This is a genomic window from Rhodococcus spongiicola (genome assembly GCF_004011835.1).
GTDB classification, from domain to species: domain Bacteria; phylum Actinomycetota; class Actinomycetes; order Mycobacteriales; family Mycobacteriaceae; genus Prescottella; species Prescottella spongiicola.
Map to the genome: position 1 here is coordinate 94,687 of NZ_RKLN01000006.1, position 15,689 is coordinate 110,375.

At 65.5% G+C, this 15,689-nt stretch carries 14 protein-coding genes; 11 read left to right on the forward strand and 3 right to left on the reverse strand.

Going from position 1 to position 15,689, the window contains the following annotated elements; genetic code table 11:
* The first annotated feature begins 23 nt into the window (after positions 1–23).
* From EF834_RS16030 to EF834_RS16070, 9 genes are all read left to right on the forward strand, one after another.
* The gene (locus EF834_RS16030) at positions 24–1,106 is read left to right on the forward strand and encodes an SIS domain-containing protein (RefSeq protein WP_235871254.1); all 1,083 of its coding nucleotides are present in this window, start codon (positions 24–26) and stop codon (positions 1,104–1,106) included.
* Entirely contained in the window at positions 1,103–2,137 is a 1,035-nt protein-coding gene (locus EF834_RS16035; RefSeq protein WP_127948229.1) for an N-acetylglucosamine kinase, read from the forward strand. Before EF834_RS16030 ends, EF834_RS16035 begins: the two co-directional genes overlap by 4 nt.
* Positions 2,134–3,084: a DMT family transporter gene (locus tag EF834_RS16040; RefSeq protein ID WP_127948230.1), complete on the forward strand. Its 951-nt coding sequence runs from the start codon at positions 2,134–2,136 to the stop codon at positions 3,082–3,084. The genes EF834_RS16035 and EF834_RS16040 overlap by 4 nt, the downstream gene beginning before the upstream one ends.
* 120 nt (positions 3,085–3,204) lie before the next feature.
* Positions 3,205–3,660, forward strand: coding sequence for an RrF2 family transcriptional regulator (locus EF834_RS16045; protein WP_127948231.1), 456 nt, complete (start codon positions 3,205–3,207; stop codon positions 3,658–3,660).
* A gap of 101 nt (positions 3,661–3,761) precedes the next feature.
* A complete protein-coding gene (locus EF834_RS16050) occupies positions 3,762–4,361 on the forward strand; it encodes a TetR/AcrR family transcriptional regulator (protein WP_127948232.1) in 600 nt (199 codons plus the stop codon).
* Positions 4,362–4,388: 27 nt separating this feature from the next.
* A complete protein-coding gene (locus tag EF834_RS16055; RefSeq protein ID WP_127948233.1) occupies positions 4,389–6,716 on the forward strand; it encodes an MMPL family transporter in 2,328 nt (775 codons plus the stop codon).
* Between the two features lie 110 nt (positions 6,717–6,826).
* On the forward strand, positions 6,827–8,560 hold the full coding sequence (locus tag EF834_RS16060; protein WP_127948234.1) for an ABC transporter ATP-binding protein: 1,734 nt from the start codon (positions 6,827–6,829) through the stop codon (positions 8,558–8,560).
* Between the two features lie 65 nt (positions 8,561–8,625).
* Positions 8,626–10,470 carry an ABC transporter ATP-binding protein gene (locus tag EF834_RS16065; protein WP_127948353.1) on the forward strand — a complete coding sequence of 615 codons (1,845 nt, stop codon included), beginning with the start codon at positions 8,626–8,628 and terminating at the stop codon, positions 10,468–10,470.
* The gene (locus EF834_RS16070; protein ID WP_127948235.1) at positions 10,471–11,634 is read left to right on the forward strand and encodes an acyl-CoA dehydrogenase family protein; all 1,164 of its coding nucleotides are present in this window, start codon (positions 10,471–10,473) and stop codon (positions 11,632–11,634) included.
* A 37-nt stretch (positions 11,635–11,671) separates the two neighbouring features.
* On the opposite strand, the gene EF834_RS16075 is transcribed toward EF834_RS16070, so the two are convergent.
* From EF834_RS16075 to EF834_RS16085, 3 genes are all read right to left on the reverse strand, one after another.
* Positions 11,672–12,490: an oxidoreductase gene (locus EF834_RS16075; RefSeq protein ID WP_127948236.1), complete on the reverse strand. Its 819-nt coding sequence runs from the start codon at positions 12,488–12,490 to the stop codon at positions 11,672–11,674.
* 254 nt (positions 12,491–12,744) lie between these two features.
* Positions 12,745–13,131, reverse strand: coding sequence for a hypothetical protein (locus EF834_RS16080; protein ID WP_164874161.1), 387 nt, complete (start codon positions 13,129–13,131; stop codon positions 12,745–12,747).
* A 52-nt stretch (positions 13,132–13,183) separates the two neighbouring features.
* Positions 13,184–14,116, reverse strand: coding sequence for an SMP-30/gluconolactonase/LRE family protein (locus EF834_RS16085; RefSeq protein ID WP_127948238.1), 933 nt, complete (start codon positions 14,114–14,116; stop codon positions 13,184–13,186).
* 139 nt (positions 14,117–14,255) lie between these two features.
* Here EF834_RS16085 and EF834_RS16090 point away from each other — a divergent pair, with 139 nt between their 5' ends.
* Together EF834_RS16090 and EF834_RS16095 are read left to right on the forward strand one after the other, a co-directional pair.
* Complete coding sequence (locus EF834_RS16090) at positions 14,256–14,717, forward strand: PPOX class F420-dependent oxidoreductase (RefSeq protein WP_127948239.1); 462 nt, start codon at positions 14,256–14,258, stop codon at positions 14,715–14,717.
* A 66-nt stretch (positions 14,718–14,783) separates the two neighbouring features.
* Positions 14,784–15,665, forward strand: a complete 882-nt coding sequence (locus tag EF834_RS16095) for a class I SAM-dependent methyltransferase (protein ID WP_206615308.1) — start codon at positions 14,784–14,786, stop codon at positions 15,663–15,665.
* Positions 15,666–15,689: the final 24 nt, after the last annotated feature.

The following is a 15,689-nucleotide window of genomic DNA, read 5'->3' on the forward strand; positions in this document are numbered from 1 at the left end:
AACAGCCCGAGATTTGGCGGCAGGTGGCGGCCGATGCCGTGCAGCTCCGCGAAGCCGTGGACGGTTTCGTCGGCCCACTGCTCGCGCGTGCCGATCTTCGCGTGATCATCACCGGCGCAGGCACATCGGCCTTCGTCGGCCAGATCGCCGCACCCACTCTGGCCCGAGTACTCAATCGGCGCGTCTACGCTGTGGCGACGACGGATATCGTCTCGAACCCACGGGAGTACTTCGCAGAAGACGTTCCGACACTGTTGGTTTCGATTGCCAGATCCGGCAGGAGCCCCGAGAGTGTGGCCGCGACACGGCTGGCCGACGAACGCCTCAGTGAGGTAAGACATCTGATCCTGACCTGCGATCCGACAGGAGACCTCTACCTGGACCACCAGACGCGAGAGCAGTCGATGGTGGTGCTGATGCCCGACCGTGCTAACGATGAGGGCTTCGCGATGACATCGAGTTTTTCCTCGATGTTGTTGTCGTGCCTGTTGATTCTGGGCCACGACGATCGGTCGCTCGTCGAGGCACTCGGCGGCGCCGCGGAAGACATCCTCACAACATGGCAGGGGAGGATCGCTGCGCTCACGGAACGCGGGTACGAGCGCGTCGTCTACCTCGGTAGCGGCCCGCTGGCCGGGCTCGCTCGTGAATCGGCCCTCAAGCTGCTCGAGCTCACTGCTGGAAGGATCGTGACTTACCACGATTCCGCACTCGGGTTTCGTCACGGCCCCAAGGCCGTTGTCGACGACCACACCCTCGTCGTCGTCTATATCTCGTCGGACCCGTACACCCGGCAGTACGACCTCGATATCGTCGCCGAACTGCGTGCGGATCGCGGCGCCGACAACGTGATCGCCGTTGCCGCAGAGCCGATCCCGCCCGTGCTCGGCGACGCGTGGGTCCTGGGAGGTGTTGCCGGTGTCGGGGACTCCTTCCTGGCAGCAGCGTACGTGGTCGTCGCACAACTCCTGGGGCTGTCCTTCGCCCTGCACATCGGAACAACCCCCGACAACCCGTTTCCCGCCGGGGACGTCAACCGGGTCGTGAAGGGTGTGACCATCCACCCGTTGGCCGTGGCCAACGCCTCAGCGAAAGCGATCCGATGATGGAGTCGGTGTATCTGGGTGTCGACGGCGGTGGCTCCAAGACCGCCTTCGTCCTGCTCGACGACACGGGTCTGCTGCTGGCCGAAACGCAAACGTCGACATGCTATTACTTCACCGAAGGCATCGAGCTGGTCTCCCGGGTCCTCGCGAACGGGATCACCGACGTCTGCCGCAGGGCCGGCATCGAAACCCGCGATATCTCCCAGGCCTTCTTCGGACTGCCCAGCTATGGCGAAGTCAGTTCCGACATCAAACGGCTCGACTCATTGCCGGCAGAGATCCTCGGACACGACCGCTTCTCGTGCCACAACGACATGATCTGCGGCTGGGCCGGTTCACTAGCCTGCGCCGACGGCATCAACGTCATCAGCGGAACCGGCTCGATGACCTACGGGGAACGGCTCGGTCGCGGATACCGCGTCGGCGGCTGGGGAGAGCTCTTCGGCGATGAGGGATCGGCCTACTGGATAGCAGTCCGTGGACTGAACGCCTTCACCCGGATGAGCGACGGGCGGCTCCCACGCGGACCGCTCTACGACCTTATGAAGGCGCGGGCTCACATCGAGCGCGATCTCGAACTGGTCGATGTCGTGTTCAACCGCTGGCAGGGACGGCGGGCTCCGATCGCCGACCTGGCGAAGACCGTCGTCGAAGCGAACTCGATGGGAGATCGGGTCGCCGGCGACATTCTGCTCGATGCCTGCGACGAGCTGGCCCTCCTGGTCGATGCCACACGCGTCGCGCTCGGCTTCGACGCGGACGATCTCGTACCCGTGTCCTACTCGGGGGGCGTATTCACCGCAGAGGCCATACGTGAGGAATTCGAATACGCACTGGACGAGCTGCACCCGATGTACGACCTCCGTGAGCCGCTGTTCGGTCCGGGCGTCGGTGCGGCTCTGTACGCGGCTAAGCAGGCGGGCGCTCCGCTGTCGGGGAGCGCACTCGCGCGGCTCGGCACGAACCGGATGAACGACGTCGAGAAAGACGACATCGAGAAAGACATCGAGTTCGAGAAGACATTGAGATGAAGAAACAACAGAGCTGGATCTTCTACGCCGCGCTCCTTGTCCTGTTCTGGGGATTGTGGGGCGGCTTCGCCGAGCTTCCGGTAACCAGGTACGGCTACCCGGACGAGATGATCTATGTGGTCTGGGCTTTCACCATGATCATCCCCGCCGCCTTCGCGTTACGCAGTCAACGGTTCGATCCGAGCCGCACGGCGGCCATGTACGGATTGATCATCGGCCTGACCGGAGCTGGGGGCCAGCTCATATTGTTCAAGGCCCTCTCGTACGGCCCGGCGTACTTGATCTTCCCGATCATCGCCATCTCGCCCGCGGTCACCGTGTTCATGGCCATGGTGTTCCTTCGGGAGCGCATCACGAGGCTCGCCGCCGTCGGCCTGGTAGCGGCGTTGACGGCCATCGTGCTCTTCAGCATCACCGGTGGCACCGGAGAGGCCGAATCGGGGCCGTGGCTCCTCCTCGCCATCCTGATCTGTGTGGCCTGGGGTGTGCAGGCCTACTTCATGCGCAAGGCCGCGACCATCGGAGTCAACGACGCCACAACCTTCGGATGGATGGCCATCACCGGGTTGATGCTGGTCCCGGTCGCGATTGCGTTCATGGGAGGGATTCCGTCCGGATTCCCCTGGCAGGCACCAGCTTTGACAGCCGTCACTCAGGTGCTCAATGCCTGCGGTGCACTGTTCCTCGTGATGGCCCTCAGCAGGGGTAAGGCCTCGATCGTGGCACCGACGACGAATGCCTTGGCGCCGGCACTGACCATCGTCGTCTCCCTGCTCGTCTACCAGACCCTTCCCAACATCTACGGAGCCATCGGCATGGTGCTGGCTCTCGTCGGTTCGACGCTCATGGTCTACAGCGAGGAACGGCGCGACGAATTGCGCTCGGACGAGTTCGCTGGAATCCCGGCTGACCCGGGCTCGGACAAACGAGCGAACCAGCACCGCTGAGGACTCAGACTCACTGACCACCGCGCCCTCGCGGTGTCGGGAAGCCTGGCCTGGGCTACCCACCAACCGGCTGTCGGTAACGTCTTCGGCGAGACGGCAATGGATCGGTGAGGGGGCGGGATGCACATCACGGCGCGTGTGGACTGCGCAGTGCGTGCCCTCGTCGAGTTGGCGGCCGCCGGTCCCGCGCTGGTCAAGGCGGAGGCGCTCTCGACCGCACAGTCGATCCCCTACAAGTTCCTCGAGTCGGTCCTCGCCGATCTACGCCGCGGAGGACTCGTGAGCAGCAGGCGTGGTCCGGATGGTGGCTACTGGCTTACTCGACCGGCCGACGAGATCACCGTCGCCGATGTCATCCGCACCGTCGAGGGCCCGCTCGCGTCGGTGCGTGGCGAGCGGCCGGAGGACGTCAGCTACGGCGGCCCGGCTGAGTCGTTGCAACAGGTGTGGATCGCGGTCCGCGTGAACCTTCGATCCGTGCTCGAGGGTGTCACCGTCTCCGACATCGCCGCCGGCGCCCTGCCGGAGTTCGTCTCCGAATTGACCGCCGATCCGGGAGCGTGGCGTCGGCGCTGACGGTGGCGCGCATCACGTCCTTCCCGGTATGTGGCAAAACCCACAACGATGCACTCGGCTGCAAGATTGCAGAGCTGTGCACTTTCGGTACCGTCGTTGGGGTGAGTGAAACCCCCGGTCTGCGGGACCGTAAGAAGGCGGCGACGCGCATCGCGCTCAGCGAGGCTGCCGCCCGTCTCGCCAAGGAGCGAGGCATCGAGTCCGTCACTGCAGACCTGATCGCCTCCGAGGCAGGGGTCTCGACGCGCACCTTCCACAACTACTTTTCGAGCAAGGAAGAAGCGGTCCTGCACTATCTCGAGACTCAGGTCCTCGAGTGGGCCGACGCGCTGCGGCAACGTCCTGCCGACGAGCCCATCCTCGATTCGCTCGAACACGTCGTTCTGCGCGCCCTCACCGACTCCGAGCAGCAACTCGAGGAAATACAGGCGCTCGCCGACCTCATCGAATCGAGCCCCACCCTGCTGGCCAAGAAGGTGGAGATGCACGTACGGCTCACACCGATGCTCGACGAGGTCATCGCCGAGCGGACCGGCGCCTCCGGGCTCTACCCGAGCCTGCTGCAGATGGTCGTCGGCGCGGCCTGCAGGGCGTCGCTCGAGCTGTGGACGAGCGGCCGATCAACCGCAGCCAACCCCGAACAACTCGTACACGAGGCCTTCGACCACCTGCGGTCAGGCCTCGCAGTCCCCCAGCGCTAGACCCCACCCGATCAAGAAGGAGCCAAAATGGCCACCTATCTCTACCGGATCGGTCGATTCGCCTACCGGCGAAAAGGCACGGTCCTGTCCATCTGGTTGGCCATCCTGGTCCTGATGGGCGTCGGCGCGGCCACCCTGTCGGGGCCGACGAAGGACACTTTCTCCATTCCGGGTACACCGGCGCAGCAGGCGCAGGACCTGATGACCGAGCGTTTCCCAGACCAGAAGAGCGCGATGGATTCACTGTCGGCGCGGTTCGTGTTCGCCGCGCCGGAGGGCCAGACGCTCGACTCCCCCGAGAACCAGGCCGCGATGGACGCGGTCATCGCGGAGATCCGCGGCATCGACAAGGTCAGCGCCAGCGCCAAGGGTGAACCGGGAACGCCTGGTGCGCTGACCGATCCCGTCGCCGCCGACGCGGGTCTGCAGCAGATGGCGGCCCAGTCCGCGGCGGAGCAGGGCATCCCGGAGGATGTCGCGCTCGCAAACGCGAAGGCGCTGTCTCCACTCAGCGCCGACCGCACCGTCGGCTACGTCGAGGTTCCCTTCGACGGTGAGTTCAGCGACGTCGACCAAGCTCTGCGCGACCAGATCAAGGCCGCCGCCGACATCGGCCGTGATGCCGGACTGAACGTTCAGATCAGCGGATCGGCCGCGAGCGAGGCCGAGATGCCGGGCGGTGTCACCGAACTCATCGGTATCGGCGTCGCCGCGGTCGTCCTCGTGATCACGTTCGGTTCGCTCGTCGCCGCGGGCCTGCCGCTCATCACCGCGATCATCGGCATCATGATCGGCAGCCTCGGCATCACCCTCGCCACCGGCTTCATGGACCTCAGTTCGATGACCCCGACGCTGGCGATCATGATCGGTCTCGCCGTCGCGATCGACTACTCGCTGTTCATCGTCTCCCGCTTCAAGCACGAACTGACACTCACCGACGACCGCTCCGAGGCCGCAGGCCGCGCGGTCGGGACCGCGGGCTCGGCAGTGGTGTTCGCCGGCCTGACGGTCATCATCGCGCTCGTCGCGCTGCGCGTCGTCGGCATCCCGTTCCTGTCCGACATGGGTGCTGCCGCCGCGTTCACAGTGTTCATCGCGGTTCTCATCGCGCTCACCCTGCTGCCTGGCATTCTGGGCCTGTTCGGGCGCAAGGCCTTCGCCGGTCGGGTCCGCGGGTTGAGCCAGCGTGACGCCGAGGGGGACGACGACAGGATGACGTTCGCCCGCCGGTACGTCGGTGGCATCGTTCGCCGTCCCGCGATCGGTCTCATTGTGGGCGTGCTGTTGCTCGGCGTGCTCGCGATCCCCGCGGCAAAGTTGGAGCTGGCCCTGCCGAACGAGGGCAGCGGCGATCCGGCTACCAGCGCCCGTCAGGCGTACGACCTGGTGAGCGAGGGCTTCGGGCCCGGCAAGAACGGACCGCTGCTCGTCGTCGCCGACGCGCGGGATGCGACGGTGCCCGCGGGTGAGGCGTTCGGTGAGGTGGTCGCCAAGATTTCCGAACAGCCCGACGTACTCAACGCGCAGGTCATCGGGACCAACGAGGTGGGCGACACCGCACAGATCCTGGTCACTCCAGCCAGCGGCCCGAGCGACCCGTCGACGATGGCTCTGGTCGACGACATCCGCGGGGGAGAGGCGGATCTGCACGATCAGATCGGCGTCAACTACGGGGTGACGGGCCAGACCGCGATCGAGGGCGACGTCTCCGAGCGTCTGCTGGAGGCACTCGTCCCGTATCTCGCGGTGGTAGTCGGGCTCGCGTTCGTTCTGCTGATGCTGGTGTTCCGCTCGGTGCTGGTGCCGCTGACCGCCACCCTCGGCTTCCTGCTCAGTGTCGCCGCGACGTTCGGTGCGACCGTCGCCGTGTTCCAGGAGGGCTGGGGCGGACTGATCTCCAACACGCAGCCGATCGTCAGCTTCATGCCGATCTTCCTCATCGGCGTGGTGTTCGGCCTGGCGATGGACTACCAGGTGTTCCTGGTGACCCGCATGCGCGAGGAGTACGTCCACGGAGCTTCCGCCAAGGACGCGGTGGCGATCGGCTTCCGCCACGGCGCTCGCGTCGTGACCGCAGCGGCGATCATCATGATCTCTGTGTTTGCGGCCTTCATGGCGGAACCGAACTCGTTCATCAAGTCGATGGGCTTCGCGCTCGCGGCCGCCGTGTTCTTCGACGCCTTCATCGTCCGCATGGTGATCATCCCGTCGGTGATGGCGCTGATGGGGGACAAGGCGTGGTGGCTGCCCAGGTGGCTCGACAAGATCCTGCCGAACGTCGACATCGAAGGCGAGAAGCTGGCCAAGGCGCTGCCGCGGGAGCCGCGCGAAGTCGAACCCGCGACCGTGTCGTGACACCTGCCCGAACGCGACAGTGAACACCCAGTGAAAACGGAGTGGTCGAGGCCCGTGTCGTGGCCTCGACCACTCCGTTTCGCTCTTCGGATTGGTAACCTTCGCAAACGATGCTCATTAGACTCCTCGGCACCTATCTGGGGCCATACAAGCGTGAACTCGCCGGCGTTGTCCTCCTCCAGTTTGTGGCCACCGGCGCAGCGCTGTATCTGCCGAGCGTCAATGCCGATCTGATCGACAACGGCGTGGCGGTCGGCGACACCGGCTACATCATGGCGGCGGGCGCCAAGATGCTGCTCGTGACGTTGGTGCAGATCGCCTGCTCCGTCGGCTCGGTGTACTTCGGCGCTCGCGCCGCGATGGGCTTCGGCCGGGACGTGCGCAGCGCCGTCGTGGGTCGTGCGCGCTCCTTCTCGTCTCGGGAGTTCGGCCGCTTCGGCGCGCCGACGCTCATCACCCGCAGTACGAACGACGTCCAGCAGGTGCAGATGATGGTGGTGCTCAGCGCCACCATCCTGGTGATGGCACCGATCATGTGCATCGGCGGCGTCATTATGGCGATCCGTCAGGACGCCGGGCTGTCGTGGGTTCTCGCGGTGAGTGTCCCGCTGCTCGCCCTGGCGATGACCCTGATCATCGCGAGGCTCGTGCCCCTCTTCCGGACGATGCAGACCCGAATCGACGCCGTCAACCGGGTCCTGCGCGAGCAGATCACCGGCATCCGGGTGGTCCGCGCGTTCGTCCGGGAGCGTTCGGAGGCCCAGCGATTCGACTCCGTCAACGGTGCCCTAACCGACACCGCGTTGCGCGTCGGACGCACGATGGCCCTGATGATCCCGGTCGTCATGGGTATCGCGAACCTCACCAGTGTCGCGGTGATCTGGTTCGGCGGCCACGAGATCGACGCCGGCAACATGGGCGTCGGCTCGCTGACCGCGATTCTCAGCTACATCATGCAGATCCTCATGTCGGTGATGATGGCGTCGGTGATTGCCATGCTCGCTCCCCGCGCCGCGGTGTCCGCCGAGCGCATCACCGAGGTTCTCGACACCGAGCCGTCCGTGCTTCGCCCGATCTTGCCGGCGACCGTCATGGAACGTCCTGCGCTCGTCGAGCTGCGGGACGTGGAGTTCAAGTACCCGGGGGCAGAGGAACCGGTCCTGCGGGGCATCACACTCACCGCGGAACCCGGCCAGACCACCGCGATCATCGGCGCCACCGGGTCGGGCAAGACCACCTTGCTCGGACTCGTCCCACGGCTGATCGACGTCACCGCCGGAAGCGTCAGGGTGTCCGAGGTCGACGTCCGCACCCTCGATCCCGAACTGCTGCGCTCGCACATCGGCCTGGTCCCGCAGACACCCTTCCTGTTCTCCGGAACCGTCGCGAGCAACCTGCGCTACGGCAATCCGGATGCCACCGACGAGGAGCTGTGGCGGGCGCTCGAGATCGCTCAGGCCGCCGACTTCGTCCGCGCCATGCCCGAGGGCCTCGCCACCCCGGTCTCCCAGGGCGGTACGACGGTGTCCGGCGGTCAGCGGCAGCGGCTGGCGATCGCGCGGGCGCTCGTGCGGCGGCCCTCGATCTACCTGTTCGACGACTCCTTCTCGGCGCTCGACCTGAGCACCGACGCCCGGCTGCGCGCGGCGCTGCGACCCGAAACCGAGGATGCCTGCGTGATCATCGTGGCCCAGCGGGTGTCGACGATCGTCGACGCCGACCAGATCGTGGTCCTCGAGGAGGGCCAGACGGTCGGCATCGGAACCCACGAACAGCTCCTCGAAACGTGCCCGACGTACGTCGAGATCGTCGAGTCCCAGCGTTCGGTTCAGGAGGCACTGTGACCGCGCCCCGGATCCCGGGCGGGGCGGCGGCGCCGGTCGCCAAGGCCGAGAACTTCCGCGCGTCGATGAAGCGTCTGCTCGGACGCCTGCGCCCGCACCGCCCGGCCGTCGTGTTCGTCCTGGTTCTCGCCGCGACGAGCGTCGTGCTCTCGGTGATCGGCCCACGGCTGCTCGGTCACGCCACCAACATCATTTTCGACGGCGCCATCGGTCGCCAGTTGCCCGAGGGGCTCACGAAGGACGAGGCGGTCGCCGCGCTTCGGGCGGACGGGCAGTCGCAGTTCGCCGACATGGTCTCGGGCATGAACGTCGTGCCCGGCGTCGGAATCGACTTCTCGGCGATCGGACAGGTGCTCGCGCTGGTGCTGGCGCTGTACGTCACGTCATCGATGGTGTCGTGGGCGGCGGCCTACATGCTCAACAAGATCGTGCAGGGGGTCGTTCGGCAGCTCCGCAACGACGTCGAACGCAAGATTCACCGGCTTCCGCTGCGCTACTTCGACTCCAACTCGCGAGGCGACCTGCTCAGCCGGGTCACCAACGACATCGACAACATCTCGCAGAGCCTGCAGCAGACTCTGAGCCAGTTGGTGATCGCCGTACTGAGCGTCATCGGCATCCTGGCGATGATGATCTCCATCTCGCCGCTGTTGGCGCTCATCGCGGTGCTCACGGTGCCGCTGTCGGCGTTGGTCGGTGCCCAGATCGCGAAGCGGTCCAAGCCCCACTTCGCGATGGTGTGGAAGACCACCGGCGAGCTCAACGGGCAGGTCGAGGAATCCCTCACCGGTCACCAGCTGGTTACCGCTTACGGCCGTCACCGTGAGGTCGAGGCCGCGTTCCAGGAGAAGAACGAGCAGCTGTACCGGTCCGGGTTCAAGGCCCAGTTCATCTCCGGCACGGTGATGCCGACGATCATGTTCCTCGGCAACCTCAACTACGTCGCGATCGCCGTCATCGGCGGCATGCGGGTCGCGTCGGGCACGATGACCCTTGGCGACGTGCAGGCGTTCATCCAGTACTCGCGGCAGTTCACGCAGCCCCTGACGCAGATCGGTTCGATGGTGAACCTGCTGCAGTCCGGCATCGCCTCCGCCGAACGCGTATTCGCGGTTCTCGACGAGGAAGAGCAGTCGCAGGATCCCGAGCCTGCCGCCACCCCGTCGCAGGCACGCGGCCGGGTCGAGTTCGAGGACGTCGAGTTCAGCTACGACAAGGAGAACCCGCTCATCGAGGGGCTCTCGCTCACCGCCGAGCCGGGCCAGATGGTCGCGATCGTCGGCCCAACGGGTGCCGGCAAGACCACGCTGGTGAACCTCATCATGCGTTTCTACGAGGTCGACGGCGGCCGGATCACCCTCGACGGCACCGACATCTCCCAGATGACGCGCGACGATCTGCGCTCGCGCATCGGCATGGTCCTGCAGGACACGTGGCTGTTCGGCGGCACAATCCGGGACAACATCGCCTACGGTCACCCGAACGCCACTGACGAGCAGGTGCTCGAGGCCGCCCGGATGAGTTACGTCGACCGCTTCGTGCACATGCTGCCCGACGGCTACGACACGGTCATCGACGAAGAGGGCAGCAACGTCAGTGCCGGTGAGAAGCAGCTGATCACGATTGCACGCGCCTTCATCGCGCAGCCGTCGATCCTGATCCTCGACGAGGCCACCAGCTCCGTCGACACTCGCACCGAGTCGCTGGTGCAGCACGCGACGGCGGTGCTGCGCAGTGACCGCACGAGCTTCGTGATCGCGCACCGGCTGTCCACGATCCGTGACGCCGACCTGATCGTCGTCATGGAGGACGGCCGGATCGTCGAGCAGGGCGACCACGAGGAACTGCTCGAGCGGCGCGGCGCCTACTTCGAGCTGTACAACAGCCAATTCGCAGGAGCGGTGGAGTAGATGACGATGCATCCGTTGGACCTGTTCGGGATCGATGCTCTCCTCGACGAGCAGGAACGCGACATCCAGGGCACGGTTCGGCAGCTGGTGGACCAGCGGCTGCGGCCCCGTCTACCCGAATGGTTCGAGTCGGCGACGTTGCCCCGCGAGATCGCCCGGGAACTAGGCGAACTCGGTCTGTTCGGGATGCATCTCGAGGGTTACGGCTGCGCAGGTACCAACGCCGTCAGCTACGGGCTCGCGTGCCTCGAACTCGAGGCTGGTGACAGCGGCTTGCGCAGCTTCGTCTCCGTGCAGGGGTCGCTGTCGATGTTCTCGATCTACCGGTACGGGTCCGAGGAACAGAAGCAGGAGTGGCTGCCGCGCCTGGCGACCGGTGAGGCGCTCGGCTGCTTCGGACTCACTGAACCGGACTTCGGTTCCAACCCGGCAGGGATGCGCACCCGCGCCCGCCGCGACGGATCCGACTGGATCCTCGACGGCACCAAGATGTGGATCACCAACGGCAGCACGGCCGACGTCGCGACCGTGTGGGCGCAGACCGACGACGGGATTCGCGGCTTCCTCGTCCCCACGGACACAACGGGATTCACCGCCAACAACGTACACGGGAAGCTGTCGATGCGGGCGTCGGTGACGTCGGAACTCGTGCTCGACGGCGTCCGGCTACCGGCCTCGGCGCAACTTCCGGAGGCGCGCGGGCTCGGCGCGCCGCTGTCGTGCCTCAACGAGGCCCGGTTCGGCATCGTGTTCGGTGCGCTCGGCGCGGCCCGCGACAGCCTCGAGACGGCGATCGAGTACGCCGGGACCCGCGAGGTGTTCGACCGCCCGCTCGCCGGCTACCAGCTGACCCAGGAGAAGCTCGCCGACATGACCCTCGAGCTCGGCAAGGGCATGCTGCTGGCGATCCAGCTGGGCCGGATCAAGGACCGCGGCGAGATCACCCCCGATCAGGTCAGCGTCGGCAAGCTCAACAATGTGCGTGAGGCCATCGCGATCGCGCGGGAGTGCCGAACGATCCTCGGCGCCAACGGCATCACGCTCGAATACTCGCCGCTGCGGCACGCCAACAACCTCGAGTCGGTGCTCACCTACGAGGGCACCAGCGAGATGCACCTGCTGTCGATCGGTCGCGCGTTGACGGGACACGCGGCCTTCCGCTGATGGCACGCCGGTCGGCCGGTACAGGTTGGCACCGATCTCAGGCTGCCGACATGGCTACGCGGTCATAGACCCTGTCGCCAAGGTATTTGCGAATAAACAGCAGCGGCCTTGCGTACTTGCCCGCTACGTATCTCGTTCGTGGTCGGCTGGAAGAGATGGCCTTCGACACGACGTCTGCAATAACGGATGGCGGGGACAGTGCTCCTCGTCGTTCATACCTGCCACGCATGCCGTCAGCGACCTTCTTCCCAAAGTCCTTGTACGGTCCCTTACTCGATATCTCCTGAAGATTGTCTGCGGCGACCGTGCCCCACGCTGTCTGGATGCCACCCGGTTCGACAACGACGACATTGATGCCGAACTGCTTCAGTTCCAGACGTAGGCAGTCCGACCAGCCCTCGACGGCGTGCTTGGTGGCGTGATACCAAGCGCCAAGCGGCGTGTATACCTTCCCGCCCATCGAGGAGGTGTTGACGATCGTTCCGGATTGCTGTCGCCGCATGTGGGGCAGAACCAGCTGCGTGAGCCGGGCGAGGCCGAAGAGATTCACATCGAACTGATGTTTGGCTCTGTCGATCGAGGTTTCTTCGACGGTTCCGTACAGGCCATAGCCCGCATTGTTGAAGAGCACGTCGATACGGCCTTCATTCTCGACGACCGAATCGACCGCCTTCTCGAGAGTCGGATAGTCAGTCATCTCCATTTCCAGTGGTCTACCACCAGCTTTCTCGATCTTGTCCAGATCCTCTTTGGCTCGCCCGGAACCGTAGACTGTATGCCCCTCAGAAATGAGCTTCTCGAGTGTGGCAAACCCAATCCCGGACGACGCGCCGCTGATCACTACGACTTTGTTCATGGTGAACACCCACCCTTGTTGGTCGGAGTTTTCACGTACTGACGCGAGTCAAATGTTCGCGAGTTGCCCTCCGCCCGACGCCGGTGCGCGTCGAACGAGAACCGGTGAGATCGGGCGGTAGCCAAGAGATGACACCCCAGTTCGAAGCTATCGAACGCGGTCCACGCTAGGCAATGACCGCTAGGTCGAGACCGCAGAGCGAGGCTGCGCCCACTCGATCGGGGTTGGATGGGGTCTGGTCGTCCTACTCCGATCTATTTCTGGGCGTCACGCTGGTTGTTCCCGGGGTATCGAGCCTTCTGATTGAGCCACCGCCGTGTTCGCGGATCTCCGACCAGGAAGGCCGCGAGGATCGGCGACACGACCGCGCCGATTGCCGCCCGGGTGTAGTCGCCTGCGATTGCGACTGCGATCACCTGAATCGGGAGGAACGCTAGGTAAGTCACGGCCGCGAAGACGGCTGGTTCCTGACTCAGGTTCTGCGCACGCCAAACCATGACCGCCGCTGCGAATGGAATACACAGCAGCAGTGCGACCCTGATTTCTTGATTCGATGCGTCCGCCACCAGTTGACCGACCGTCACAACGGTCACGACTGCGATCACTGTGGTGACGCCGAGATTGAACTTCACAGTGATCACACTCTGAAATCAACTGAGCCACGGCGGTTTCCGCACAGACGATCCTTCGACGTCAGCGCTCTACGGGAGAAAGGTCGACGCCGGCGGGAGGGACCAGGCGACGCAGGGTGCCGTCGAAGGCGGTGACGTAGAGGGCCCAGTCATCGCCGTTCGGGCCGATGCGCACCGAACTCGGCCCGGTCCACCCGCCCGACAGACCCGATGCGACGACGCACGACGCCCCGGTATTCGGGTCGAAGCGGTAGACCGCACCCTCGATGTGAGCGGTGACGTAGAGCATCCCATCCTGCGACATGGTCAGGTCGTCCGGTCCCGGGAGGAAGCCGGGCAGCCTGCCGACCACCGTCCATTCGTTCGGATTGTCCAGGGGGACACGCACGATCTGGCCGGTGAACAGATCGTCGGTGTACACGGCCTGGTGATCAGGGCTGAGTGCCAGCCCTTCCGAACGCGGCACCGTCGCCCAGTTTTCCGTGACCTTTCCGGATTCGTAACGGGACAGCCCGAGCGATGGGCCGCCCTCCGTTCCCACCCACGTCGTCAGCAGGTCACCGTCGGGCAGACGCAGTAGTCCGTTCCCCGGGAAGGAGCCCAGCGGCTCCGGCGGCTCATCCGTTGTGGTGTCGAGGCTCCACAACTTCCCGTCCTGCCGGGTGAGGAAGAACAGGGTCGAACCGTCCAGCTGCAGGCCACCCGGGGCGAACACTCCGTCGAGCACCGTTCGGACCTGTCCCGCGGCGTCGACGTGATAGACCTTCGTGTCCCCGGACAGGTAGAACCCGCCCTCACCGTCGGGTTCGAGGTTCTCGAGCTGTTCCAACCCTTGCGCTACGGTCTCGACCTGCCAGTCGCCGCATTCCGCTGGGGCCAGGGATGATGTGGCCAGGGATGATGTGGCCTGTGCCGGCGTCGCGGCGGTGGTGGTTCCTGCCGCAATCGCGACGGCGACCAACAAAGTTCGGGTTCGGTGGCTCAGTGTCCTCACCCGAACAACCTAAGGGCAATTGCGTTGTTTGTCCGGAAAGGTCGAACCCAGCGTGTCTCGTGGTTGGTCGGCTTTCCTCGGTTCGCCGCGTCTATAGGCTGGAGACGCACACGTACCGACTCGATCATGGGAGTGCGCCATGGCTGTCGCCACCGCCGAACAAGTCACCCGCGAGCGGTTGCTCGACTTCATCCGGCCGCGCCACCACAGCATTCTCGTCACCCGAAAACACTCCGGTGGACTGCAGATGTCTCCGGTCACGTCGGGACTCGACACTGACGGGCGCATCGTCGTCTCCACGTATCCGGAGCGGGCCAAGGCCGTCAACGCGCGCCGCGATCCTCATGCCAGCGTGTGCGTGCTCTCCGACGACTTCGGCGGGGCCTACGTGCAGGTCGACGGCACGGCGGAAGTCCTCGACATGCCCGACGCACTCGAGCCGCTCGTCGAGTACTTCCGCTGCATTTCGGGTGAGCACCCCGACTGGGACGAATACCGCGACGCCATGCGCAGGCAGAACAAGAGCCTCATCCGCATCACCATCGATGCCTGGGGGCCCATCGCGACCGGCGGTTTCCCGGCGAACCTGGCCCGCGACTAGGCGGGGGCGTCGAGGCTCACCCTGGGGTGCCTTGTTCCGGCTTCCGCCTCGGCGGACCCTCGAAAGATGACGGAACCAGTGCCACCCACCCCAGTGCCACCCAGTGAGGCCGACCGCGCCCTCAAGGCCACACAGCGCGCCATGTGGGCGTCGGGTGACTACCCGGCCGTCGCCGCCCATGTCATCCCGAACCTGGGGGCGGTCCTGACCCAAGCCTGCGGGATTCACGCCGGCCAGAGGGTCCTCGACGTGGGCGCCGGGAGCGGCAACGTTGCGATTCCTGCCGCGCTCACCGGCGCCCACGTGGTCGCCTCCGACCTCACGCCCGAACTCTTCGACGTCGGCCGCCAGATGGCCAACGCGCGTGGTGTCGACCTCGAATGGTGGGAAGCGGACGCCGAGTCGCTGCCATTCGCTGACGGTGAGTTCGACGTCGTGACCTCCTGTGTCGGGGTGATGTTCGCGCCGCACCACCAGGACAGCGCCGACGAGATGGTGCGAGTCTGCGCACCGAACGGCACGATCGGTTTGATCAACTGGACGCCGACCGGGTTCATCGGCCGAATGCTCGCGGTGATGAAACCGTACGCTCCGCAGCCTCCACCCGGGGCACAGCCGCCGCCGCTGTGGGGCGACGAAGCGCATGTGCGCGACCTGCTGGGAGACCGCGTCACCGACGTCGTCGCGCGCCGTGATGTGGTCCGGGTGGACCGCTTCGACGGCCCGGGGGAGTTCCGCGACTACTTCAAGACCAACTACGGGCCGACGATCGCGGTCTACAAGGCCCTGAACGACACCGAGGGTGCCGCGGGCACGGCCGACGCCGCAGACAAGGCCGCGGCTCTCGACGCGGAACTCGTCGACCTGGCCCGGCAACACGATGTCGGTGCGGGTTCGTTCGCGATGGACTGGGAGTATCTGCTGTTCACCGCGCGCAAGCGGGGCTAGGCCGGCGTCGGCGTCGCCGACAAA

Coding starts and splice junctions, on each gene's coding strand:
- EF834_RS16035 (WP_127948229.1), top strand. CDS start 1,103: ATGATGGAGTCGGTGTATCTGGGTGTCGACGGCGGTGGCTCCAAGACC.
- EF834_RS16040 (WP_127948230.1), top strand. CDS start 2,134: ATGAAGAAACAACAGAGCTGGATCTTCTACGCCGCGCTCCTTGTCCTG.
- EF834_RS16045 (WP_127948231.1), top strand. CDS start 3,205: ATGCACATCACGGCGCGTGTGGACTGCGCAGTGCGTGCCCTCGTCGAG.
- EF834_RS16055 (WP_127948233.1), top strand. CDS start 4,389: ATGGCCACCTATCTCTACCGGATCGGTCGATTCGCCTACCGGCGAAAA.
- EF834_RS16060 (WP_127948234.1), top strand. CDS start 6,827: ATGCTCATTAGACTCCTCGGCACCTATCTGGGGCCATACAAGCGTGAA.
- EF834_RS16065 (WP_127948353.1), top strand. CDS start 8,626: ATGAAGCGTCTGCTCGGACGCCTGCGCCCGCACCGCCCGGCCGTCGTG.
- EF834_RS16070 (WP_127948235.1), top strand. CDS start 10,471: ATGACGATGCATCCGTTGGACCTGTTCGGGATCGATGCTCTCCTCGAC.
- EF834_RS16075 (WP_127948236.1), bottom strand. CDS start 12,490: ATGAACAAAGTCGTAGTGATCAGCGGCGCGTCGTCCGGGATTGGGTTT.
- EF834_RS16090 (WP_127948239.1), top strand. CDS start 14,256: ATGGCTGTCGCCACCGCCGAACAAGTCACCCGCGAGCGGTTGCTCGAC.
- EF834_RS16095 (WP_206615308.1), top strand. CDS start 14,784: ATGACGGAACCAGTGCCACCCACCCCAGTGCCACCCAGTGAGGCCGAC.